Raw genomic sequence first — 22,427 nt, forward strand, 5'->3', positions numbered from 1 at the left:
ATCAGCCTCCGATGGCCCAGCGGGCATACGCACCGCCGAAAAGTTCGAATTTTGCAAAGAACGCCACCAACACGACCCAGCCCAGCGACATTGGCAGGAACACTTTCCAGCCAATCCGCATCAACTGGTCATAGCGGTAACGTGGGGCGATGGCCTTGACCATTGCAAAGATGAAGAACACGAAACAGATCTTGCCCAGCATCCACAGAATGCCATCTGGCAGCCCCGGAATGGGCGACAGCCACCCGCCAAGAAAGATCACCGATACCAGCGCGCACATCAGCACGATCGCCACGTACTCGCCGATCATAAAGAGCAGGAATGGTGTCGAGGAATATTCCACCTGATAGCCGGCCACCAGCTCGGATTCCGCTTCGGGAAGGTCAAACGGCGGACGGTTGGTCTCTGCCATGGCCGAGATCAGGAACAGGAACAACATTGGGAAATGCGGCAACCAGTACCACGAGAAGATGCCATAGGCCCCATCCTGCGCTCGCACGATATCGCCAAAGTTCATCGATCCTGTCGAAATGATGATCCCGATGATGATCAGACCTATCGACACCTCATAAGAAATCATCTGCGCCGCCGAGCGCAGGCTGCCAAGGAACGGATATTTCGAGTTTGACGCCCAGCCGCCCATGATCACGCCATAAACCTCAAGCGAGGACACTGCAAAAACGTACAGAATGGCGACGTTGATGTCGGACACGACCCAGCCGTCGTTGAACGGGATCACTGCCCACGCGATCACCGCCATTACCAGACTGACCATCGGTGCCAACAGGAACACAGGCTTGTCCGCGCCCGCCGGATAGACGATTTCCTTGACGATATATTTCACAAAATCCGCAAAGGATTGCAGCAATCCAAACGTGCCAACCACGTTCGGCCCCCGCCTCAGCTGCACCGCCGCCCAGATCTTGCGATCCGCATAAAGCAGAAACGCCAGCGCCACGAGGAGCGGAACGACAACCAACAGGACCTGCCCAAGCGTGAGCAGGAAAATCCCGAGATTGGTGGTGGAAAAGAAATCAGTCATAGGTCCTCACACCGTGGGTATTCCATTGTCTTCGCAGTTCGAAACGGTGACTTCGGCGTCAATCGTCTTCAATCCACGTGGCAGCGCGGACGAGATCGTATAAACCGAATCTCCTTTCCAAACACTGCCTTCAGAATCGATCGTTGTGCGCACATGGCGCGCAAATCCAAACCCGCGGATCAGCGCATATTGCGCCGCCGCACATTCGGCATATTGGTACACGTCCTGCCCGTCGCGCGCGCCGGACATAACAACGTGAAAATTCACCAGATCACCCTCAAGCAACCGTGTGTCTACGCTGTCATAGACCGGATCAAACGCCTGTTCATCACGGCTCACCGCTTCTGCCTGTGACTGTTCACAGGCCGACAGCCCGACCAGCGCGGTCGTGGCAATCAGCGAAATGGTAAGGCGCGTTAACATCAGGTGCTCTACTCCGCCGCAATTTTCTGATTGGCACGCGCTTTTGCTGCTGCGGACAGTTCCGCCATCAGCTCAGACGCCCGCGCAATCGGGTTTGTCAGGTAGAAATCGTCCACAGCCGCGCGGAACGCACCCTTGCCCAGTTCCTTGACCTCAAGCGGCTTCCAGTCATTGTCCGGCACCCGGTCAATCTTGGCCAGATGCGGGACTTCGGCCACCAACGCTTTGCGCAATTGTGCAAGGCTGTCATAACCCAGCGTCGCGCCCAGCTCTGCACTCAGCGCGCGCAGGATCGCCCAGTTTTCCTTGGCCTCACCCGGTGCAAACCCGGCGCGCATCGCCAGTTGCGGACGCCCTTCGGTGTTCACAAACAGCCCGTTTTCCTCGGTATAGGCCGCAGCAGGCAGGATCACGTCGGCGCGGTGCGCACCCCGGTCACCATGGCTGCCTTGGTAAATAACAAACGGGCCGTCCCCAATCTCGACCTCGTCGGCCCCCAGATTAAAGACCACCTCGGCCCCCTCCAGCGCGGCAGACATGCCGCCCGCCGTCACCGCACCCACATCCAGCGCGCCAACGCGGCTCGCCGCCGTGTGCAGCAACAGCATTTTGCCGCCCAGCTTGTCGGTCAGAGCCATCGCCTGTGCAATCACGGCCTCGGCATCGCCTTCACTCAGCGCGCCTTGACCCACAATAACAACGGCATCGTCGGTGGCGCTGGCGTTGCCCACAAGGTTGTTCAACGGAATACGGCCCGGACCCACAAAATTGTAGTCATAGGTCAAATCCATGCCCTTGGGCCCGACAACCGTAACGTCGGCCCCATTTGCCCACGCCTTGCGGATACGCGCGTTCAACACCGGTGCTTCAACGCGCGGGTTGGTGCCGATCAGATAGATCGCCTTGGCCGTATCAACATCTTCAATTGCGGCATTGCCCACATAGGCCGAGCGGTTGTCTGTTGGCAGTGGCGCGCCATTGGTGCGGCACTCAATGTTGCCCTCTTGACCCTCAACCAGTTGTTTCAGCGCAAAAATCGCCTCAACCGGGGCCAAATCCCCAACCAGCGCAGCAACCTTCTTGCCCTTCATCGCCCCTGCGGCAGCCGCCAGCGCTTCACCCCAGCTTGCAGGCTTCAGCTTGCCGTCAACACGCACATAAGGGCGGTCCAGTCGTTGGCGGCGCAGCCCGTCCCAGACAAACCGTGTCTTGTCCGAAATCCACTCTTCGTTCACGCCATCATGGTTACGTGGCAAAACGCGCATCACTTCGCGCCCCTTCGTATCCACGCGGATATTGCTGCCAAGCGCGTCCATCACGTCGATGGTTTCGGTCTTGCTCAGCTCCCAAGGGCGAGCCGTAAACGCATAAGGCTTGGACGTCAGCGCACCCACCGGACACAGGTCAATGATATTGCCCTGCAAATTGCTATCCAGCGTCTGGTTCAGATAGCTGGTGATCTCCGCATCTTCGCCACGTCCTGTCTGGCCCATCTGTGTGATGCCCGCGACCTCGGTGGTGAAACGCACGCAGCGCGTACAGGAAATACAGCGCGTCATGGTGGTCGACACCAGCGGCCCCAGATCAAGATCATCCACCGCGCGCTTGGCTTCCTTAAACCGCGTGTCCGAAATGCCATAGGCCATGGCCTGATCCTGCAAATCACACTCGCCACCCTGATCGCAGATCGGGCAATCCAGCGGGTGGTTGATCAGCATGAACTCCATCACGCCTTCGCGCGCCTTATTGACCATGGGCGAGTTGGTTTTCACCACCGGTGGTTGGCCTTCGGGACCGGGTCGCAAATCGCGTACCTGCATCGCACAGGACGCTGCCGGTTTGGGTGGGCCACCCACAACCTCGACAAGACACATGCGACAATTGCCGGCAATCGACAGGCGCTCGTGATAACAGAACCGCGGGATCTCGACCCCGGCCTCTTCACAAGCCTGGATCAGGGTCATCGCGCCCTCGACCTCGACTTCATTGTCGTCGATGATGATCTTGCGTAGGTCAGACATGACTCACTTCGCCCTCAAATACACGCCGATCGCGCTGTTACGTTCAATCTCCGCACGCCCCAGCGTACAGTAGCCTTCGGTGTCCCCCACGGCGACACCCTTGTGCTTCAACCACGCCTCGCCACGCTTGCGCATCAGGTCTTTCTCTTCGTCAGACTTGATAAAGGCGCGGATCTCGGCCTCGGTATACCCCAGCGCCTTGGCAGCCCGCCCCAGCGCCCAAAGCTCGTTCACGCCACGCAGCTTGCGAAACGACAGGCCCGGACAGGCCTCAGAAATCTCATAGGCCACCAACCCGTAGTAAAGCCGGTTGTTCAAATCCTGAACCTCACGCAGCGGCGGTTTGGCAGAAGCCAGCCCAGCAGTAGCAAGCGTCGCGGCAATAGCGGATGTCAAAAACACTTTCATCAGAACACTCCTTTGGAACACGCAGACAACGTGTCTGCGCTGTTCACACAAGGGAATGCGCGCTTTGATAGGCAATAACAGCCGCGATATGTTGCCCACTGCGTCACGGACGGCAGTATCCTTCAAAGTTAATCTCATCATCGCTCGGGATGATACCTTCATCGTCGGGGCCAAAAACCCAATCGATCTTCGACGTCCCATATTGCGCGATGCAATAGCTCACACCGGCATGGCGCCCGGCTTCCTTTGCACCGTCAAAATCCTGGCTCACCTTTTTGACCGTCACGGTGAAATGGTCTCGTTCTTCCTTGGACACCTTTTCGGCGCGCGACTGAAAGAAAAATCCATTGAACGACACAGCATCCTTGCGATTACGCGCACAGGCCGACAGGGCCGTGGCCGCCACCAACAGGCAAACCACGCCGATGCGCATCTTTCTGCCAGAGTTATTCACTGCCACGCTCACGTTTCCCTACTCCGCCGCCATCGCGCCCATGCGGCCCGTTTTTTGCGCTTTGATGCGGTCTTCAATCTCTTCACGGAAGTTGCGGATCAGGCCCTGAATCGGCCAAGCCGACGCATCTCCCAGCGCACAGATCGTGTGCCCTTCGACCTGTTTGGTCACATCAAACAGCATGTCGATCTCTTCCAGCTCGGCCTCGCCACGCACCAATCGGTCCATGACGCGCATCATCCAACCCGTACCTTCGCGACATGGCGTACACTGACCACAGCTTTCGTGTTTGTAGAATTTGCTCAACCGCCAGATCGCCTTGATAATGTCGGTCTGCTTGTCCATGACAATCACCGCCGCCGTACCAAGGCTCGATCCAACATCGCGCAGCGCGTCAAAATCCATCACCGCATCGCGCATGTTCTCGCCGCGCACACAGGGCACCGAAGATCCGCCGGGAATGACAGCCAACAAATTGTCCCAGCCGCCGCGAATGCCACCGCAATGTCGCTCGATCAGCTCTTCAAAGCTGATCGACATTTCCTCTTCGACCACACAGGGCGTGTTCACATGGCCCGAAATGCCAAAAATCTTGGTGCCCGCATTGTTGGGGCGACCAAAGCTCGCAAACCATTCCGGTCCACGACGCAGGATGGTGGGTACAACAGCAATGGATTCCACGTTGTTCACCGTGGTCGGACATCCATAAAGCCCCGCCCCCGCCGGAAATGGCGGCTTCATGCGCGGCATCCCCTTTTTGCCCTCAAGACTTTCCAGCAGCGCGGTTTCCTCACCACAGATATAGGCCCCGGCCCCGTGATGCAGGAACACATCAAAATCCCAGCCCGATCCAGCGGCATTCTTGCCGATCATGCCCGTGTCATAGGCTTCGTCAATCGCCGCCTGCAAAGCCTCGCGCTCGCGGATGTATTCACCACGGATGTAGATATAGCAGGTATGCGCATTCATCGCGAAAGACGCGATCAGCGCGCCCTCGATCAGCGTATGCGGATCATGGCGCATGATCTCGCGGTCTTTACAGGTGCCGGGTTCGGATTCATCCGCGTTGATCACCAGATACGCCGGGCGCCCGTCGCTCTCTTTGGGCATGAACGACCACTTGAGACCGGTCGGAAAGCCCGCCCCGCCCCGACCACGCAGGCCCGACGCCTTCATCTTGTCGATGATGGCACCGCGCCCCTCTTGGATGATCTTGGCCGTGCCATCCCAATGACCTCGCGCAATCGCACCTTTCAGCGTGCGATCATGCATGCCGTAAAGGTTCGTAAAGATACGGTCCTGATCTTTGAGCATCCCGTTACCCTTCATCTTTCTGACGCGCGCGCCAGATCTGGTAGATGTTGACCAACGCCCAGATCAGCGCAGCCATTGCAGCGAAATCGAACAAAAGCGCATAGCGCCCTGGCAATCCCGCCTGTTTTCCCAAAAACTGAGCCGCCATCCAGATCAGCATGGTTCCGGCAATCACAAGGGCAACCGTGCGCCCCCGTTTTGCCTGCTGATCGTTCTGCTCAGTCTTCATCTCTTAGTCCTCGTAGACGCCACCCTTGGCGACGCGCTTTGAAAACTCTGTTTCTTTTCCGGCGGCCAATGTCTTGGCCTGTTCAACCCAGCCATCGCGTTCGATCCGCCCCTTGAACGACAGCTTGTCGTCCATCTCGGCAATGTCATCCGCCCCCCAAGCCGCAATCTGGGCAAAGGTGGTCACACCAGCGGCATGCAGCTTTTCTTCCAGCTTGGGACCAACGCCTTTGAGCTGTTTCAGATCATCCGGTGCGGCGGGTGTTGCTACGGCGGGTGCCTCCTCGGTCGCTTGCGCGCCCTCCTCGGCCGTGTCGCCCTCGTATTTCCACTCGCCTTTCTTCTCGGCCAGCTCGGCCTCGCCGGGCAGTGCGGTGGACGGCTTGATCACCGGCTTCGCAGGTGCTTCTGCTGCGGGCGCAGCTTTGACCGGTTCGGCTTTAGCGGGCTCAGGGGCCTTTTCAACAGGCTTTTCAACCTTCTTGGCCTCTTCCGCTTGTTTCACAGCTGGTTTGGGCGCGGGCGGCTCGGCTGGCGGGTTGGCCTCGGCCTCGCGACCAGCCACCTTGCCGTCCGCGTCCACCCAAGGGGTGCGCAGCGGCACTTCGGTGCCATCAATCCGCTTGATCGTATCACCAATATCCTTGGCCAGCTGCACCGACGCGTTAAACTGCGTGTGCCCGCTGTCATATTCCTTGAGACTGGTCAGCCCGCTCAGCGGCTCGGACGCATACCGCCCGTTCTGCGGACCCGGCGTCTGCACCTTGCCAGCCGCCATCTCGTCCAGCATCGCGGCAAACCCTTCGGCGGTCAGATCCTCAAAGTAATCCTTGCCGATCTGTGCCATCGGCGCATTGGTACACGCGCCCAGACACTCAACCTCTTCCCAGGAAAACTTGCCATCCGCCGACAATTCATGCGGCTTGCCAGCAATCTTGTCCTTGCACACCGCAATCAGATCTTCGGCCCCACAGATCATGCAAGACGTCGTCCCGCAAATCTGGATATGCGCCACCGACCCAACCGGTTGCATCTGGAACATAAAGTAGAACGACGCCACCTCAAGCACACGGATATAGGCCATGCCCAACAGGTCCGCGACATATTCCAGCGCCGGCTTGCTCAGCCAGCCCTCCTGCTCCTGCGCTCGCCACAACAGCGGGATTACCGCGCTGGCCTGACGCCCCTCAGGATACTTGGTAATCTGCCCTTCAGCCCAGGCCTGATTGGCAGGCGTATAGGCAAAGCTTTCGGGTTGTTCGTGATACAGACGACGAAGCATTAGCGGTCGATCTCCCCAAACACGATATCAATGGTGCCAATAATCGCGGCCACGTCGGCCAACTGGTGGCCACAGGTGATGTGATCAAGCGATTGCAGGTGCATATAGCCCGGCGCGCGCAGCTTGGCGCGATACGGCCGGTTGGTGCCATCGCCGACGATATACACCCCAAATTCCCCTTTGGGTGCCTCCACACAGGCGTAAACCTCGCCCTCAGGCACGTGAAACCCTTCGGTATAAAGTTTGAAGTGATGGATCAGCGCTTCCATCGAGGTTTTCATCTCGCCGCGCTTAGGCGGGCTCAGCTTACCGCGTGTCATCACGTCGCCGGTGGCTTCGCGCAGCTTCACAATCGCCTGTCGGATAATGTTGGTCGACTCGCGCATCTCGGCCAAGCGCATCAGATAGCGATCATAACAATCGCCATTCTTGCCCACCGGCACCTTAAAATCGAACTCATCGTAACACTCATAGGGTTGCGAGCGGCGCAAATCCCATGCCAGCCCTGTCGAGCGCAGCATGACACCGGAATAACCATGCTCCAGCGCCGTATCCACGTCCACCACCGCAATATCCACATTGCGCTGTTTGAACACGCGGTTCTCGGTCAGCAGTGTTTCGATGTCATCCAGAATTTCAGGGAAGCCAAGCGCCCATTCCTCGATATCGTCCAACAGCGCATCGGGCAGATCCTGATGCACACCACCGGGGCGGAAATAGTTCGAGTGCAAACGCGCACCGCAAGCCCGCTCGTAAAAGATCATCAGCTTTTCGCGTTCTTCGAACCCCCAGAGGTTCGGCGTCAGCGCGCCAACATCCATCGCCTGCGAACACACGTTCATCAGGTGGTTCAGCACCCGGCCAATCTCGGAATATAGCACCCGGATCAACGAGCCACGACGCGGCACCTCGGTGCCGGTCATCTTTTCAATCGCCAGACACCACGCATGTTCCTGATTCATCGGCGCCACGTAATCAAGGCGATCAAGATACGGCAGGTTCTGCAAATAGGTGCGGCTCTCCATCAGCTTTTCGGTGCCGCGATGCAAGAGACCCACATGCGGGTCACAGCGCTCTACGATCTCGCCGTCCAGTTCAAGCACCAGACGCAGCACGCCGTGTGCCGCCGGGTGCTGCGGGCCAAAGTTGATGTTGAAGTTGCGGATCTTCTGTTCGCCAGACAGCGCATCGGTGCTGCCGTCATCATATCTGGAGCCGTCCATCATCGTCCCTTACTCCTCTTCGTCCAGCCGGGCCGCTGTGCGAAACACTTTTGTAAGCAATTTCCATGCGCCATCGACCTGCACAAATCCCAAATGATCCTCGTAACGCAGAGGCGGCACATCGACCCACAGATGTACCCGCGCAATTGGGCCAGCCACGTCAATGGACAGGACCTCAAACGATGCATCGCCCTTGAATGCGGTGCGGCCACGCACGCGTTCAAGGTAGCTCGCTTTGTCCCAAAACGTCTCGCCATGCTCTTCAACCAGCGTCATCTGAAAGCGCTCGTGACACATCTCTTCAAAGACATCCGCCCGCGCAAAATAGACCGCTTCGCCATATTCCACGGCACGAGCCAAAACGCCCTGATATGCGGAAACGCCGCTCACTTCGCCTCCCCCTTCTCATCACCCGGCAGGATGTATTCCGCACCCTCCCACGGCGACATGAAATCAAACTGGCGATAATCCTGTGGCAGCGACACGGGTTCATACACCACGCGCTTCTGAACCTCGTCATAGCGCACTTCGGTATAACCCGTGGTCGGGAAATCCTTGCGCAGCGGGTGCCCACGGAAACCATAGTCCGTCAGCAAACGACGCAGGTCCGGGTGGTCGGTAAAGATAATCCCGAACATGTCGAACGTTTCGCGCTCCGGCCAGTTGGCACAAGGGTGCACAGATGTGATCGACGGCACCATCTCGTCTTCGCGAATGGCCACGCGAAGGCGGATGCGATGGTTTTGATACATCGACAATAGGTGATACACGACCGTAAACCGTTTGGGACGTTCGGGATGATCCACCGCCGTAATGTCCACAAGGGTCGAGAATTTGCAGGTCGGGTCGTTTTTCAGAAACTCGACAAACTCGGTAAAATGACCCAGAGTCACGTCCATATTCAACTCGCCAAAGCTGACATCCCAGCCTAGCACGCAATCGGGGCGTTTGAGCTCGATATGCGCGCCCAGTTCCTTAAGTGCTTCGCTCATCTTTCAATCGTCCCCGTGCGACGGATCTTGCGTTGCAACTGCATGATCCCATAGAGCAGCGCCTCTGCGGTGGGCGGGCAGCCGGGCACATAGATGTCCACCGGCACGATCCGGTCACATCCGCGCACAACACTATAGGAATAGTGGTAATACCCGCCGCCATTGGCACAGGATCCCATCGAGATCACATAGCGCGGCTCTGGCATCTGGTCATACACTTTGCGCAGTGCCGGAGCCATCTTGTTGGTCAGCGTCCCGGCCACGATCATCACGTCCGACTGGCGCGGGCTGGCACGCGGCGCGGTACCAAACCGCTCAAGGTCATAACGTGGCATCGAGGTATGGATCATCTCGACCGCGCAGCACGCCAGACCAAAGGTCATCCAATGCAAAGATCCGGTGCGGCCCCAGTTGATCAGGTCCTCAGCGGTTGTCAGCAAAAAACCCTTGTCCTGCAATTCGCGGTTCAGCGCCTGTGTGGCCACTTCCTTGTCCGCACCCGCCGTATTGGCTCCGGTCATCACTCCCATTCCAGGGCCCCTTTCTTCCACTCATAGGCAAAGCCGATGGTCAAAACGCCCAGGAACACCATCATCGACCAGAACCCGACCATCGAGATGTCCTTGAATCCGACGGCCCAAGGGAACAGAAAGGCGATCTCGAGATCGAAAATGATGAATAGGATCGACACAAGGTAGAACCGGACATCAAATTTCATGCGCGCATCGTCAAAGGCATTGAAACCGCACTCGTACGCACTCACCTTCTCTGGGTCGGGGTTGCGAACGGCAAAGACAACAGCTGCAAGGATAAAAACCAGGCCGAGCGCAATGGCGACGGCCAAGAAGATGATTATTGGGAAATATTCCCTGAGCATCTCTTCCACGGGGTAGCTCCTTTCGTGCGCGGATCAAGCGCGCAGTCAAATGGCTGGACAGATTAAAACGGGTTTACCTCTGCCCCTTGTCGGGGTCAACCAAGCGCAAACAGTTGAAAGCTTCGGGATGCGATTAAATTATCCTTTGCGCCCAATTATATAGGCAAATGCGCCATTGAACTGCGGCAATCGGTCGGACTTCAAATATTCGAATGAACTCGCATCTGTAGCTATCCCACTCAGAGAATCTCCAACCACCGGTTAATCGAGGAAATCAGTCAACCTTTCTGAGTGTTGGTCAACGCAGCAATTCTAAGGTCGGTAATCACCGCGCCACGTGCTCGCGATTTTGCGCCGACCATTTGCCAAAGCTACCTCCGCGGGGGGCAAAACCGGTTGGCGTGTTCCCAATTGACCGCGCCGTCACACGCAGCCACTAGCAAACAGCCCGGCGCCGTGGACCAAGGGCGTCACACTAACCGTCGCGCCCCGGCTCATCTGGATTGCTCGAAAACAATGCAATCTTGTTGCCCTGAGGGTCGCGCAAATAGCCAACATAAAATCGTGGCCCGTAATTGTCGCGAAACCCCGGCTGCCCCTCATCCGCGCCTCCTGCGGCAAGGGCAGCGGCGTGCAAGTCGCGCACCTCTTGCTGTGTGTGCGCCTCAAATGCCACCATCGCGCCATTCCCAGCCGAGGCCGGACGCCCGTCAAACGTGGGCTTCACGTAAAAATCCGGTAATTCCGGCGTCTGTCCCGGCGCAACCGGCAGCGCAAAGCTCAGGCCCTCAGCGCCTTCGTCCACCCCATATCCAAGCGCAGGCAAAAACGCGGTGTAAAACCGTTTTGCCCGCGCAATATCATCCGCCCCTACTGTGACATAGGCAATCATAACGCGCTTTCTTTGTTCATATGTCTGACCTCAGGTATGACAAACAGCATCACCCGCCAACGAAAACTAACCCGCCTAGCCCCACAAAGGCGGGCGTTTGTCAAAAAACGCATCAATCCCCTCGCGCGCTTCTTCACCTTCCCAGCAGGCCACCAGTTCTCCAATCGTGTGATCAATCACCGCGTCATCAATGCGCGGCCCCAACTTTCGCGCCAATGCTTTGGCGCGTGCCACCGCCTTGGGGGCAACCGACAGATACGGGGCTATTTCGCGTTCCACCGCCGTGTCCAGCGCCTCTGCCGGAACCGCGCGCGCCAGAATATCCAAAGACACAGCCTCCTCCGCCTCAAACAAGCGCGCCGACATAAACACACGCCGCGCTTTGCCCTCGCCCATCCGCGCCAGGACATAAGGCCCAATTGTCGCCGGGATCAGCCCTAGCCTGGTCTCGGTCAGGCCCAGCTTGGCCCCAGCCACACCTATCGCCACATCACAGACACAAGCCATGCCGACACCGCCCCCAAAGGCGTTGCCCTGCACCTTGCCAATCAGCGGCTTGGGCATGGTGTTCAGCGCCATCAGCATCTCGGCCAGCTTGCGCGCCTCGCGCCCGCGCGCGACGGGTGCCATGTCGCGCTGTGCCTTCATCCACGCCAGATCGCCCCCTGCACAAAACGACTTCCCGGCTCCGGTCAAAACCACAACCCGCACCGCGTCATCCGTGCCCAGCTGATGCGCGGCGCTGGTCAGCTCTTCCAGCATCTGTGCCGACATGGCATTATGTTTATCCGGTCGGTTCAACATAAGCGTCGCCACACCGCGCGCATCTGTTCCAACCGTGATTGTCTCAAACATCTCGCTCCCCCTCACCCGCGCATCGCGCGCGCCATCTCGGCCGCTTCGCTCAGAATGGCAGTGTCCAAACCCGTCTCATAACCCAGCGCGCGCAATCTCTGCTCAACCGCCTCGGTCGCCACATTGCCCGCCGCCCCCGGCGCATAAGGGCAGCCCCCAAGCCCCCCAACGGCGGCATCAAACACCCGCAGCCCCTTGTCTAACGAAACCTCGATATTGGCCAAAGCCCGCCCTGCCGTGTCATGATAATGCCCGGCGAGCATGTCCGCTGGCACCTCGTTCAGCACAGCCTCCAACATGGCACCAATCGTCTCTGGTGTGCCCTGCCCAATCGTGTCCCCCAGCGAAATCTCATACACGCCCGCATCACGCAAATGGGCGGCCACCTCGGCGACCTTTTGGGGCGGCGTCGGCCCATCATAGGGACAGTCCGTCACACAAGATATATAGCCGCGCACTGGCAGATTGGCCTCTTTCGCAGACTCAACCACCGGGGCAAACCGCTCAAGGCTCTCGGCAATGCTCGCGTTGATATTGGCTTTGGAAAACCCTTCCGAAGCGGATCCAAAGATTGCGATCTCGTCGGCCTGCGCCATCACTGCACGCGAAAACCCCTGCATGTTCGGGGTTAGTGCTGCATAAGACACCCCCGGCGCACGCGCGATATTGGCCAGCACCTGCGCGCTGTCAGCCATTTGCGGCACCCATTTCGGGCTGACAAAGCTCGCAACCTCGATCCGGCGAAACCCAGCGCGGCTCAGGCAATCGACCAGCGCGATCTTTTCCTCGGTCGGGATCGCGCGGTTTTCGTTTTGTAACCCGTCGCGCGGGCCCATCTCGAATATCTCGACATATTCCCCCACCTCAGGCGTCCTCATCTTCCAGCCGCACCAGCGGCGCGCCGTCTTCAACTTGTGCACCAGCCACAGCCAGCACCTCGGCGACCACCCCGTCGCGCGCGGCCAGCAAAGAATGTTCCATCTTCATCGCCTCAAGAATCGCCAACCGATCACCTGAAACCACCGCCTGACCAGCCTCGGCAAACACCGCCTTGACCAATCCCGGCATCGGCGCGGTGATCACATTGCCCACCGCTCCTGCCTCTTCTTCGCGCTCCAGCGGATCAATCACGTGGAACACGTACCCGTTGCTCCAGAAAACCGTCAGCTCTTGGGCATCCCGTGTCCACGTCGCACCAACCTTGGCCTCGTCAATCCAAAGCGTCGCGCCATCCCAGCGCAGATCATGCTGCGTGCCGTCCAGCGCAACCTGATAGCGCCCAGCGCCAAGAACCGTCACCCTTGCCTCAATCTGATCCCCCTGATGCACCATGGTGATCGCATGAGTCAGCGGCGACCAAAGGCTGAAACCACTTTGCACACCATCAAGCAAACCCATCGCCGCCACCGCTGCAACCGAACGCGATTTGGTACAGGCTACCGGCGCTTCGGCCAGCCCCTCCAGATGGCGCGCAATCAGCCCGGTATCTACGTCACCCCGCACAAAATCCGGCTGCGCCGAAAGACGGGCAAGGAACGAAATGTTCGTGACAGTCCCCGCAACTTCGGTCTTGCGCAACGCGGTCTCCAGCTGGCGCAAAGCGGCGGCGCGCGAGGGCCTGTGCACCACCAGCTTGGCAATCATTGGATCATACCAGGGGCTTATCGTATCACCCGCCCGCACACCGCTATCGGCCCGCGCGCCTTCGGGAAATTGCAGATGACTTAATGTACCCGTCGCAGGTAAAAATCCCTTAGGCACATCCTCTGCATATATCCGCGCCTCAAACGCGTGCCCGCTGATCCCCAGCGCCTCCTGGCTGACGGGCAGATCCTCGCCCGCCGCCACGCGTAGCTGCCATTCCACCAAATCCACCCCGGTGATCGCTTCGGTCACTGGGTGCTCCACCTGTAGACGCGTGTTCATCTCCATGAACCAGAACCCGTCAGGTTGAAGCCCGTCCGAGCCATCAACGATAAACTCCACCGTGCCCGCACCCTTATAGCCGATTGCCTCGGCCGCACGAACACCCGCCGCGCCCATGGCCTCGCGCATTTCTGGCGTCATCCCCGGCGCGGGCGCTTCTTCGATTACCTTCTGATGGCGCCGTTGCAGTGAGCAGTCCCGCTCAAACAAATGTACCGCACGCCTGCCATCGCCAAACACTTGCACTTCGATATGGCGCGGCTGGGTGACGTATTTCTCGATCAACACATCAGGATTGCCAAAGGCCGTGGTCGCCTCGCCCTGCGCACTGGCCAGCGCATCCGCAAAGTCCTCAGCCCGCTCAACAAGCCGCATCCCCTTGCCGCCGCCACCCGCAACCGCCTTGATCAGAACCGGATAGCCAATTTCAACCGCGCGTTCCGCCAGAAACGCCGCGCCCTGCTCAGCCCCGTGATAGCCCGGTACAACAGGAACGCCCGCGTCTTCCATCAACACCTTGGCCGCATCTTTCAGCCCCATCTTGCGGATCGCATCCGCAGACGGGCCAATAAATGCCAATCCAGCGGCCTCAACCGCGTCAACAAACTCCGGGTTCTCACTTAGAAACCCATAGCCCGGATGGATCGCCTGCGCGCCTGTGTCCAAGGCAGCCTGAATGATCAAATCGCCCCTGAGGTAGCTTTCCGCCGGTGCCGCGCTGCCGATATGCACGGCCTGCGTCGCCATGGCGACATGTTTTGCATTGGCATCAGCGTCGGAATACACCGCCACGGTTTTTACGCCCAGTTTATGGGCGGTCTCCATAACCCGGCAGGCAATTTCGCCACGGTTGGCGATCAGGATTTTAGTGAACATCTGTTTATCCTTGTATCTGGCAAGACCGGGGGCCAGCCCCCGGACCCCCGGGATATTTTGGGCGAAAGGAAGGCTCTGGCCCTCTGATGTGACGCTGTTCTGAGTTCCCAAAACCCGAATGCATCATCGCCCCTCTGCTGCAATCCACGTGCCATGCACATGATCAAGGTCCAGCGAACTCCGATCCAGATCGGTCAGAATGGCGCCGTATCCTGAAGTCGGTTGACCCGTCAAACAAGACCGGTCGGAAATGGTTTTGCCATCGGTTGAGTTTTTACCCAACTCAATGATCTTTGCTGTTTGACCAGCAACTGAAACCTGCATTCCGACTTCGGGTGTTCCCTCAACTTGGTTCAAATGCAAAACCACGCCTTTGTCGGGAATATGCCAGATGTCTTCAATTTTACCTTTGAAGCCGCTCATCACATCCTGAACACGCCAAAACGTGTCTCCTCGATTGGCGCATTCAACGCGGCACTCAGGCTCAAATACAGAACATCACGCGTTTTGCGCGGGTCGACTATTCCGTCATCCCACAGCCGAGCAGAGGCATAGAGCGGATGGCTTTGTTCTTCGAACATGTCCAGCGTTGGTTGCTTGAACGCCGCTTCTTCTTCGGCTGACCACGTGCCGCCCTGCCGCTCGATCCCGTCGCGTTTCACAGTGGCCAGCACGCCTGCGGCCTGCTCTCCGCCCATGACCGAAATCCGGCTATTGGGCCAGCTCCACAGGAACCGCGGCGAATAGGCACGCCCGGCCATGCCATAGTTTCCAGCCCCAAACGAGCCACCCACCAGCATGGTGATCTTGGGCACCTTGGTGGTTGCCACCGCTGTCACCATCTTGGCGCCGTGCCGCGCTATACCTTCGGCTTCGTATTTTTGCCCAACCATGAACCCGGTAATATTTTGCAGAAACACCAGTGGGATACCACGCTGCGAACACAGCTCAATGAAATGCGCGCCCTTGGACGCGCTTTCGCTATAAAGCACGCCGTTGTTGGCGATAATGCCCACCGGACAGCCTTTGACATGGGCAAAGCCGCACACCAGCGTCTCGCCAAATCGCCGCTTGAACTCGTCAAAGCGCGAGCCATCCACCACCCGCGCAATCACCTCGCGAATGTCATAAGGTGTGCGCAAGCCCCCCGGCACCACGCCCAAAATCTCTTCGGGATCATAAGCCGGGTCTTCGGGGCTGGCCCAATCCACTGTCTGCGGCTTCCTGCGGTTCAGATGGCTGACGGCCTGACGCGCCAGCGCCAGCGCATGGGCATCATCATCCGCCAGATAATCCGCCACGCCCGACAGGCGCGTGTGCACATCACCGCCCCCCAGATTCTCAGCACTCACCACCTCGCCTGTCGCCGCTTTGACCAGCGGCGGCCCCGCAAGGAAAATGGTGCCCTGTTCCTTGACGATAATGGTCACATCCGACATCGCCGGTACATAGGCCCCACCCGCCGTACACGACCCCATGACCACAGCGATCTGGGGAATGCCCTTGGCGCTCATATTGGCCTGATTGTAGAAAATCCGCCCAAAGTGGTCGCGATCCGGAAACACCTCATCCTGTTGCGGCAGGTTCGCGCCGCCACTGTCCACCAAATAGACGCAAGGCAGGTCGTTTGCCTCGGCGATTTCCTGGGCGCGCAGGTGTTTTTTGACGGTCATCGGGTAATATGTGCCGCCCTTCACAGTGGCGTCATTGCACACCACCATGACCTCTTGGCCGTGCACTTGGCCGATCCCCGCCACCGCCCCCGCTGCGGGTGCGGCCCCGTCATACATGCCATGTGCCGCCGTCGCGCCCACCTCAAGGAACGGCGACCCCGGATCAAGCAACCCGGCCACCCGGTCGCGCGGCAACATCTTGCCCCGGCTAAGGTGGCGCGCCCGCGACCGCTCCCCCCCGCCCTGCGCCGCCGCGTCTGCTGCTGCACGTACGGTCTCGATCATCGCCAGATGCGCGGCGCGATTGGCTGCAAAATCCTCTGAGCCGGTCAGCACTTTGGACTGTATCTTCGTCATGTTTTCAAACCCTCATCCGCACAGGCCATATCGCCCCCATGCACAAACCGCCCCAGACGGTTCACATTGTATTCCCGATATCGCCCCAACGCGCAGCTGCCACAAATAACCGTGATCCAAACACCGTTTCCCGGCACCGCATAACACTCTTCCAATTGCGCACCGCTATCTTCAAACTCGGCCGCATAGCGCGCGCTGTAATGCTCAATGACTTGCGTCTCGGTCATTGTTACGGCAACCCACCCCATCCGAAATGCAAATACACTGACCGCAAGCAAGACAGCGCCAAAGGGAAGCCAAAGAACCCACCTCTTCACGACATCGCCCCAGTTCGCGCGAACTCCACGTCAATTCTCCTGCGCCGCTTCCAGATACAGCGCCTGTTTCGCAGTCAACGACATGTGGCAGGACACAGTGGCCGGCCCGCCGCCAGTGCCCCCGCCCCAAAGCGCGCGCTCATAATCACAAGTCGCATCCCGATACCCGATCCACGCCCGCTGCATATCTCGCAGTGCGTCCGCCTGACTTGGCGCAGATGATCCCAGCTCCCGCATTTCCGCATCAATCTTGCGCGCACCGCTCTGGACAACGCCATAGGCGGCATTCAGCCGTCCATCCCAATAGACACGCTCCTGCTCCAGACACCCCGACATACCAACGGTCGTAGATCCGTCTGTCGTGGCTTCCATGCAGGCATTGGCCGACTCTCCGGCACAGAATGACACATCGACCAAATGGCCAAACTCGACCATGCACGCCTCGGTCGCGGCAGGCGAAAACACCAGCTCCTGCGCCGCGAGCGCCGACGCGCTCAGACACACCAACAGGGTTACGCCGCGCATCATACCTGCGCCGCCATCAGTTCGCGCCCGATCAGCATCCGTCGGATCTCGCTTGTACCTGCACCAATCTCCATCAGCTTAGCATCACGGAAAATCCGCCCGACAGGGTTGTCGCTCAGATACCCGGCCCCGCCAAAGGCCTGCACCGCCTGATGCGCAACCTTCATCGCTTCTTCCGAGGCATAAAGACAACACGCCGCCGCATCCTGCCGCGTGATCCGGCCCGCGTCACAGGCCTTGGCACATTCGTACACATAAGCCCGCGCCGAATTCATCGCCGTGTACATATCCGCGATCTTACCCTGCATCAGCTGGAAATTCCCGATGCTCTGCCCAAACTGCTTGCGCTCAACCATATAGGGCATCACCTCGTCCAGACAGGCCGCCATAATCCCGGTGCCAATCCCGGCCAGAACCACGCGCTCGTAATCCAACCCGGACATCAGCACCGCAACCCCGCGCCCCTCTTCGCCCAGCACGTTTTCAAACGGTACTTCGCAATCCTCAAAAATCAGCTCAGCCGTGTTTGACCCCCGCATCCCCAGCTTGTCGAAATGTGGACCGGTCGAAAAACCTACCATCTCTTTCTCAATCAAAAACGCCGTGATCCCGCGTGGCCCCGCATCCGGGTCGGTCTTGGCATAAACCACCAGCGTATCCGCATCCGGACCGTTGGTGATCCAATACTTATTGCCGTTCAGAATATAGCGATCATTCCGCTTCTCCGCGCGCAGCTTCATGCTCACCACGTCCGATCCCGCACTCGGCTCTGACATCGCCAAGGCCCCCACATGCTCGCCCGAAATCAGGCGCGGCAGATACTTGGCCTTCTGCGCCTCAGTGCCATTCAGCTTGATCTGGTTCACACACAGGTTGGAATGCGCGCCATAGCTCAGCGACACCGACGCACTCGCCCGCGCAATCTCCTCCACCGCAATCACATGGGCGAGATAGGACATCCCCGCCCCGCCATATTCTTCAGGTGTCGTAATCCCCAACAGGCCCAAATCGCCAAACTCGCGCCACAACGGAGTGGGAAACTCATTGGTCTGATCCACCTCGGCAGCGATCGGCTTGATCCGCTCCTGAGCAAACCGATGCACCATTTCGCGCATGGCGTTAACGTCTTCGCCTAGATCGAACTCCATCGTGTGCATGAACATGCGCGCCACCTCCAATTTATTGAACGCTCGTTCATTAAATAGCCAAAACAGCGATTCCCTTCAAGAGCTTTCACAAACCCTCGCCACTCATGCGCCAAAACCGCATTCATCTTGCCGGAAATACTTCGGGGGGATCGCCGCTTGCGGCGATGGGGGCAGCGCCCCCTAATGTTGCGATCTTAACCCGCTTGCCACACTGCGCCCACCTCGGCGCGAATGATCCGCGCAATCAATGCGCAATCCTCAAGCGAAAACGTTAGTGGTATACGCATATCAACAACCCCGTTCAGCACTCGGTCGCTCGCTGGCATCGCCACGCTGGGGGCATAGCGCCAGCTGTCATAGCGCGATGTATACCCGGCGGGCTCGGCACCGCCAAACCACTTCAGCTCCACACCCCGCGCCGCACAACGCGCCAGCACCTCGCCAATCTTGGCCGTATCCCAATCTAATAACAAAAACTGGATGGACGACCCGACATAGGCTTCGTCACTCTCGCGCTCGACAATTCGCAGGCCCGGCGTGCCACGCAAACCCTCTTCCAATACGCCATACCGCGCATTCCACGCCTCAACCTGGTCCTTCAACCGCGCCAATTGCGGACGCAGGATCGCCGCGCGCAGATGATCCATCCGCCCAGACATGTTCGGGGTCTCATACTTGATCGACGCAAACACCTCAGGTTCAGGTACGGCCAAATGCCGATCAAACATCATATAAGACCCCGACAACATCACCGTTCGCGCCATCAGCTCCGCATCATCCGAGATCAGCAAACCACCTTCACCTGAATTCACATGCTTATAGGTCTGTGTCGAATAACACGCCATCACGCCGAACCGCCCCGACGGCACCCCGCGCCACGCTGCCCCCATCGTGTGCGCGCAATCCTCGATCACGCGCACCACATGCGCATCACACAGCTGCATCAGCGCCTCCATATCGCAAATATGCCCGCGCATATGGCTCAGCATCAGAACATCAGCCTGATCTGCCTTGGCCGCCAGATCCTCCAGATCAATCACCAGTGCCTCGGTGACGCCGACAAACACCGGCACCGCGCCCACGCTGGCAATCGCACCGGGCACCGGGGCCAGCGTAAAGGCGTTGGTCAACACCTTGTCGCCGGGTTTCACCCCCAATGCGCGCAGCGCACAGCTCATCGCATACCCGCCCGAGGCCACCGCCAGACAGTATTTCGCACCCACGCTCTGTGCAAATTCCTGCTCCAACAACGCCACGTCGCCTGCTTCGCCGGATGCCACATTGTAGCGGTGCAGCCGCCCTGATCGCATCACCTCAACCGCCGCCGCGATGGCGTCTTCCGGGATTGGCCCCTGCTGAGTGAAATTACCCGTAAATTTGCCGGTAAAACCTTCGACCATCGCTCCGCAACTCTCATTAACTCAATTGCTTCAGCTTTACGCCAGCCCACCCCCGCCGTCCACAACCATGCGAACCTGTTCCCTTTGCGACGCGTTTTCGTCGCCTTTTCCCCATTCTCGACCTCTCCACCGGTTAGGCTGGTCACATCACCGGAGGAGCCCCAATGCCAGCACCACTCGACTTCATCCATGCTCTCACATGGCACGACATCCCTGCTCCGGTTCGCGCTCAAATCGAGCTCAGCCTGCTTGATCTGATCGGTGTCGCTGCGGGGGGCCGCCAAACCCGGCTGGCGCAATTGATCTGCGATCACGCCACCAGCGAATTTGGCGGCGACATTCCCATATTGTTCGATGGCCGCCCAGCCTCCGCCAGCGGCGCAGCACTGGCCGCGGGCATGACAATAGACGCGCTTGATGGTCACGACGGCTTTAACCCGGCAAAGGGCCACATCGGTTGCCCCCTCCTGCCCTCCGCCCTGATGCTCGGCCATCAAGCCAACATATCTGGGCGCGACTTCCTCGCCGCCATGGTTATGGGCTACGAATTTGGTGCCCGTGCCGCCATTGCCCAACACGCCACTGTGCCCGACTATCACACCTCGGGCAGCTGGGGCGCCGTCACCGCCGCCGCGGCAGGAGCGCGTTTGCTTGACCTCACGCCGGACCAAACCCGGCACGCTCTGGGCATCGCTGAATACCACGGTCCCCGCAGCCAGATGATGCGCTGCATTGACCACCCCACCATGGTCAAGGACGGCTCAGGCTGGGGGGCCATGGCCGGTGTTTCTGCCGTGAAACTCGCACAATCGGGCTTTACCGGTGCCCCCGCAATCACAGTTGAAGATACCCCGGACTTTTGGTCAGACCTCGGCACGCGCTGGTACATGCTGGAACAGTATTACAAACCCTACCCCGTGTGCCGATGGGCACAGGCCCCCATCGAAAGCGCGCTCGCCGTGCAGGCCGCGCATGGCCTAAACGCCGCCGACATCACTTTGATCGAGATCGAAACCTTCCACGAATCCGTGCGTCTGGCCAATCCGCACCCCACCTCCACCGAAGCCGCACAATACTCGACCTGTTTCCCGGTCGCCATCGCGCTGCAAAATGGCACGGTTACCGCGCGCGACATTGCAGACGAGGCGCTCAACCGCCCTGAAACCGCCCGCCTAGCCAGCGCTATCCGAATGGTCGAAAGCGATCACGCGAATGCGCATTTCCCCACCAAACGCCTCGCGCGTGTCACGCTGGAAACCGCGCAGGGGCGTTTTTCCGGCGATTGGAGCGAACCGCGCTGGGATCACACCAGCCCTGCCACCGCCGCCGAACTGCGCGCGAAATACCACGGTCTTGCTGACCCGATCCTCGGGCGCGACACCGCTGATCGCATCGAAGAGAGCCTGTCAGGGCTCGAGGAGATGCCCCTGCGCGCCCTCTCAGATCAGCTATTGCGCCCGATCAACCCGTAAACCACGTCCGGCAAATCTCTGAAATCATTCAACAACGCTTCAGGCTCCAGTGCCGCCATATCCTCGCCGCTTGGCCCGAAGGTCACCAACACCGATGGCACACCAGCGGCCTTGGCCGTGTTGCGATCCGTATCACTGTCGCCAATCAAAACCGTCATTGCCGGATCACCGCCCAGTCGCCGCACCGTTTCAACCAGCGGCGCCGGATCGGGCTTTCGCACCGGCAACGTATCCGCACCCACAAGCGCCCCAAACGCCTCGCGCGCGCCCAGCTCCCGCATCAACTGCTCCGCCAGCCCCTCAGGCTTGTTCGTGCAAATGCCCACGCCATAACCACGCGCCTTTAACGCCTCTACAGCTTCCATCGCGCCGGGGAAAAACACCGTATGTTTGGATATAGCACCACCATACGCTTCCAGCAGAACCGGATAATAGCGTTTCACAACCGCCTCATCCATGGCCCCATGCCGCGTCAGCCCCTCAACCAGCATCCGTCGCCCGCCGCGCAGCGCGACGCCCGCGTCTCGTGCCGCGTCCAACACATCGCCAAACCCCATCTCGCGAAAGCACACATTTGCCGCCGCGATCAGATCGCCGCTTGTGTCCGCCAGGGTTCCATCCAGATCAAACACCACCGTGCGCATGACTTAACTCCCGCTCAATATGGCGCTTTTCCGCCCAAACCTGTTACAACGCGCAATCTGTTTTGATGGCCAACGCCC

General features: G+C 59.2%; 25 protein-coding genes. 1 reads left to right on the forward strand and 24 read right to left on the reverse strand.

The annotated features are described in order from the left end of the window. Position 1: 1 nt before the first annotated feature. From nuoH to CLV88_RS01475, 23 genes are all read right to left on the reverse strand, one after another. Positions 2 to 1,042: an NADH-quinone oxidoreductase subunit NuoH gene (gene nuoH / locus CLV88_RS01365; protein WP_106606569.1), complete on the reverse strand. Its 1,041-nt coding sequence runs from the start codon at positions 1,040 to 1,042 to the stop codon at positions 2 to 4. A gap of 6 nt (positions 1,043 to 1,048) precedes the next feature. Next, positions 1,049 to 1,465: a hypothetical protein gene (locus tag CLV88_RS01370; protein ID WP_106606570.1), complete on the reverse strand. Its 417-nt coding sequence runs from the start codon at positions 1,463 to 1,465 to the stop codon at positions 1,049 to 1,051. Positions 1,466 to 1,473: 8 nt separating this feature from the next. Continuing rightward, a complete protein-coding gene (gene nuoG, locus CLV88_RS01375; protein WP_106606571.1) occupies positions 1,474 to 3,486 on the reverse strand; it encodes an NADH-quinone oxidoreductase subunit NuoG in 2,013 nt (670 codons plus the stop codon). A gap of 3 nt (positions 3,487 to 3,489) precedes the next feature. After that, positions 3,490 to 3,894 carry a DUF5333 domain-containing protein gene (locus CLV88_RS01380; RefSeq protein ID WP_106606572.1) on the reverse strand — a complete coding sequence of 135 codons (405 nt, stop codon included), beginning with the start codon at positions 3,892 to 3,894 and terminating at the stop codon, positions 3,490 to 3,492. Positions 3,895 to 3,997: 103 nt separating this feature from the next. Further along, entirely contained in the window at positions 3,998 to 4,354 is a 357-nt protein-coding gene (locus tag CLV88_RS01385) for a hypothetical protein (RefSeq protein ID WP_243403534.1), read from the reverse strand. A gap of 12 nt (positions 4,355 to 4,366) precedes the next feature. Next, complete coding sequence (gene nuoF, locus CLV88_RS01390) at positions 4,367 to 5,662, reverse strand: NADH-quinone oxidoreductase subunit NuoF (RefSeq protein WP_106607050.1); 1,296 nt, start codon at positions 5,660 to 5,662, stop codon at positions 4,367 to 4,369. Positions 5,663 to 5,666: 4 nt separating this feature from the next. After that, positions 5,667 to 5,891, reverse strand: coding sequence for a DUF5337 domain-containing protein (locus CLV88_RS01395; protein WP_106606574.1), 225 nt, complete (start codon positions 5,889 to 5,891; stop codon positions 5,667 to 5,669). A 3-nt stretch (positions 5,892 to 5,894) separates the two neighbouring features. Further along, positions 5,895 to 7,172: an NADH-quinone oxidoreductase subunit E gene (locus CLV88_RS01400; RefSeq protein ID WP_106606575.1), complete on the reverse strand. Its 1,278-nt coding sequence runs from the start codon at positions 7,170 to 7,172 to the stop codon at positions 5,895 to 5,897. Then, on the reverse strand, positions 7,172 to 8,395 hold the full coding sequence (locus CLV88_RS01405; RefSeq protein ID WP_207797010.1) for an NADH-quinone oxidoreductase subunit D: 1,224 nt from the start codon (positions 8,393 to 8,395) through the stop codon (positions 7,172 to 7,174). The genes CLV88_RS01400 and CLV88_RS01405 overlap by 1 nt, the downstream gene beginning before the upstream one ends. Before the next feature lie 9 nt (positions 8,396 to 8,404). Further along, positions 8,405 to 8,785, reverse strand: a complete 381-nt coding sequence (locus CLV88_RS01410) for a nuclear transport factor 2 family protein (RefSeq protein ID WP_106606577.1) — start codon at positions 8,783 to 8,785, stop codon at positions 8,405 to 8,407. Next, positions 8,782 to 9,387 carry an NADH-quinone oxidoreductase subunit C gene (locus CLV88_RS01415; RefSeq protein WP_106606578.1) on the reverse strand — a complete coding sequence of 202 codons (606 nt, stop codon included), beginning with the start codon at positions 9,385 to 9,387 and terminating at the stop codon, positions 8,782 to 8,784. The genes CLV88_RS01410 and CLV88_RS01415 overlap by 4 nt, the downstream gene beginning before the upstream one ends. Beyond that, positions 9,384 to 9,917, reverse strand: a complete 534-nt coding sequence (locus CLV88_RS01420) for a NuoB/complex I 20 kDa subunit family protein (protein ID WP_207797000.1) — start codon at positions 9,915 to 9,917, stop codon at positions 9,384 to 9,386. The genes CLV88_RS01415 and CLV88_RS01420 overlap by 4 nt, the downstream gene beginning before the upstream one ends. Further along, a complete protein-coding gene (locus CLV88_RS01425) occupies positions 9,908 to 10,273 on the reverse strand; it encodes an NADH-quinone oxidoreductase subunit A (RefSeq protein WP_106606580.1) in 366 nt (121 codons plus the stop codon). The genes CLV88_RS01420 and CLV88_RS01425 overlap by 10 nt, the downstream gene beginning before the upstream one ends. A gap of 466 nt (positions 10,274 to 10,739) precedes the next feature. Next, entirely contained in the window at positions 10,740 to 11,156 is a 417-nt protein-coding gene (locus CLV88_RS01430; protein ID WP_106606581.1) for a VOC family protein, read from the reverse strand. A 75-nt stretch (positions 11,157 to 11,231) separates the two neighbouring features. Continuing rightward, positions 11,232 to 12,011, reverse strand: a complete 780-nt coding sequence (locus tag CLV88_RS01435) for a crotonase/enoyl-CoA hydratase family protein (RefSeq protein ID WP_106606582.1) — start codon at positions 12,009 to 12,011, stop codon at positions 11,232 to 11,234. Positions 12,012 to 12,022: 11 nt separating this feature from the next. Next, positions 12,023 to 12,874, reverse strand: a complete 852-nt coding sequence (locus CLV88_RS01440; protein WP_106606583.1) for a hydroxymethylglutaryl-CoA lyase — start codon at positions 12,872 to 12,874, stop codon at positions 12,023 to 12,025. 1 nt (position 12,875) lies between these two features. After that, positions 12,876 to 14,813, reverse strand: a complete 1,938-nt coding sequence (locus CLV88_RS01445) for an acetyl-CoA carboxylase biotin carboxylase subunit (RefSeq protein WP_106606584.1) — start codon at positions 14,811 to 14,813, stop codon at positions 12,876 to 12,878. A gap of 123 nt (positions 14,814 to 14,936) precedes the next feature. After that, a complete protein-coding gene (locus CLV88_RS01450; protein ID WP_106606585.1) occupies positions 14,937 to 15,236 on the reverse strand; it encodes a hypothetical protein in 300 nt (99 codons plus the stop codon). Further along, positions 15,236 to 16,843, reverse strand: a complete 1,608-nt coding sequence (locus tag CLV88_RS01455) for a carboxyl transferase domain-containing protein (protein ID WP_106606586.1) — start codon at positions 16,841 to 16,843, stop codon at positions 15,236 to 15,238. The genes CLV88_RS01450 and CLV88_RS01455 overlap by 1 nt, the downstream gene beginning before the upstream one ends. Continuing rightward, the gene (locus CLV88_RS01460) at positions 16,840 to 17,070 is read right to left on the reverse strand and encodes a hypothetical protein (protein ID WP_133169900.1); all 231 of its coding nucleotides are present in this window, start codon (positions 17,068 to 17,070) and stop codon (positions 16,840 to 16,842) included. The genes CLV88_RS01455 and CLV88_RS01460 overlap by 4 nt, the downstream gene beginning before the upstream one ends. A gap of 120 nt (positions 17,071 to 17,190) precedes the next feature. After that, a complete protein-coding gene (locus CLV88_RS01465) occupies positions 17,191 to 17,688 on the reverse strand; it encodes a lysozyme inhibitor LprI family protein (protein ID WP_106606588.1) in 498 nt (165 codons plus the stop codon). Further along, positions 17,685 to 18,848 (reverse strand): isovaleryl-CoA dehydrogenase, encoded by a 1,164-nt coding sequence (locus tag CLV88_RS01470; protein WP_106606589.1) that lies wholly within the window; start codon positions 18,846 to 18,848, stop codon positions 17,685 to 17,687. The genes CLV88_RS01465 and CLV88_RS01470 overlap by 4 nt, the downstream gene beginning before the upstream one ends. Positions 18,849 to 19,027: 179 nt before the next feature. Then, on the reverse strand, positions 19,028 to 20,233 hold the full coding sequence (locus tag CLV88_RS01475; RefSeq protein ID WP_106606590.1) for a DegT/DnrJ/EryC1/StrS family aminotransferase: 1,206 nt from the start codon (positions 20,231 to 20,233) through the stop codon (positions 19,028 to 19,030). Positions 20,234 to 20,397: 164 nt separating this feature from the next. Between CLV88_RS01475 and CLV88_RS01480 the strand changes: the two genes are divergently transcribed. Continuing rightward, positions 20,398 to 21,705, forward strand: coding sequence for an MmgE/PrpD family protein (locus CLV88_RS01480; RefSeq protein ID WP_106606591.1), 1,308 nt, complete (start codon positions 20,398 to 20,400; stop codon positions 21,703 to 21,705). Here CLV88_RS01480 and CLV88_RS01485 read toward each other — a convergent pair. Beyond that, a complete protein-coding gene (locus CLV88_RS01485) occupies positions 21,678 to 22,349 on the reverse strand; it encodes an HAD-IA family hydrolase (protein ID WP_106606592.1) in 672 nt (223 codons plus the stop codon). The two genes, CLV88_RS01480 and CLV88_RS01485, sit on opposite strands and share 28 nt — an antisense overlap. Positions 22,350 to 22,427: the final 78 nt, after the last annotated feature.

Source organism: Shimia abyssi, assembly GCF_003014475.1.
Classification (GTDB): Bacteria; Pseudomonadota; Alphaproteobacteria; order Rhodobacterales; family Rhodobacteraceae; genus Shimia; species Shimia abyssi.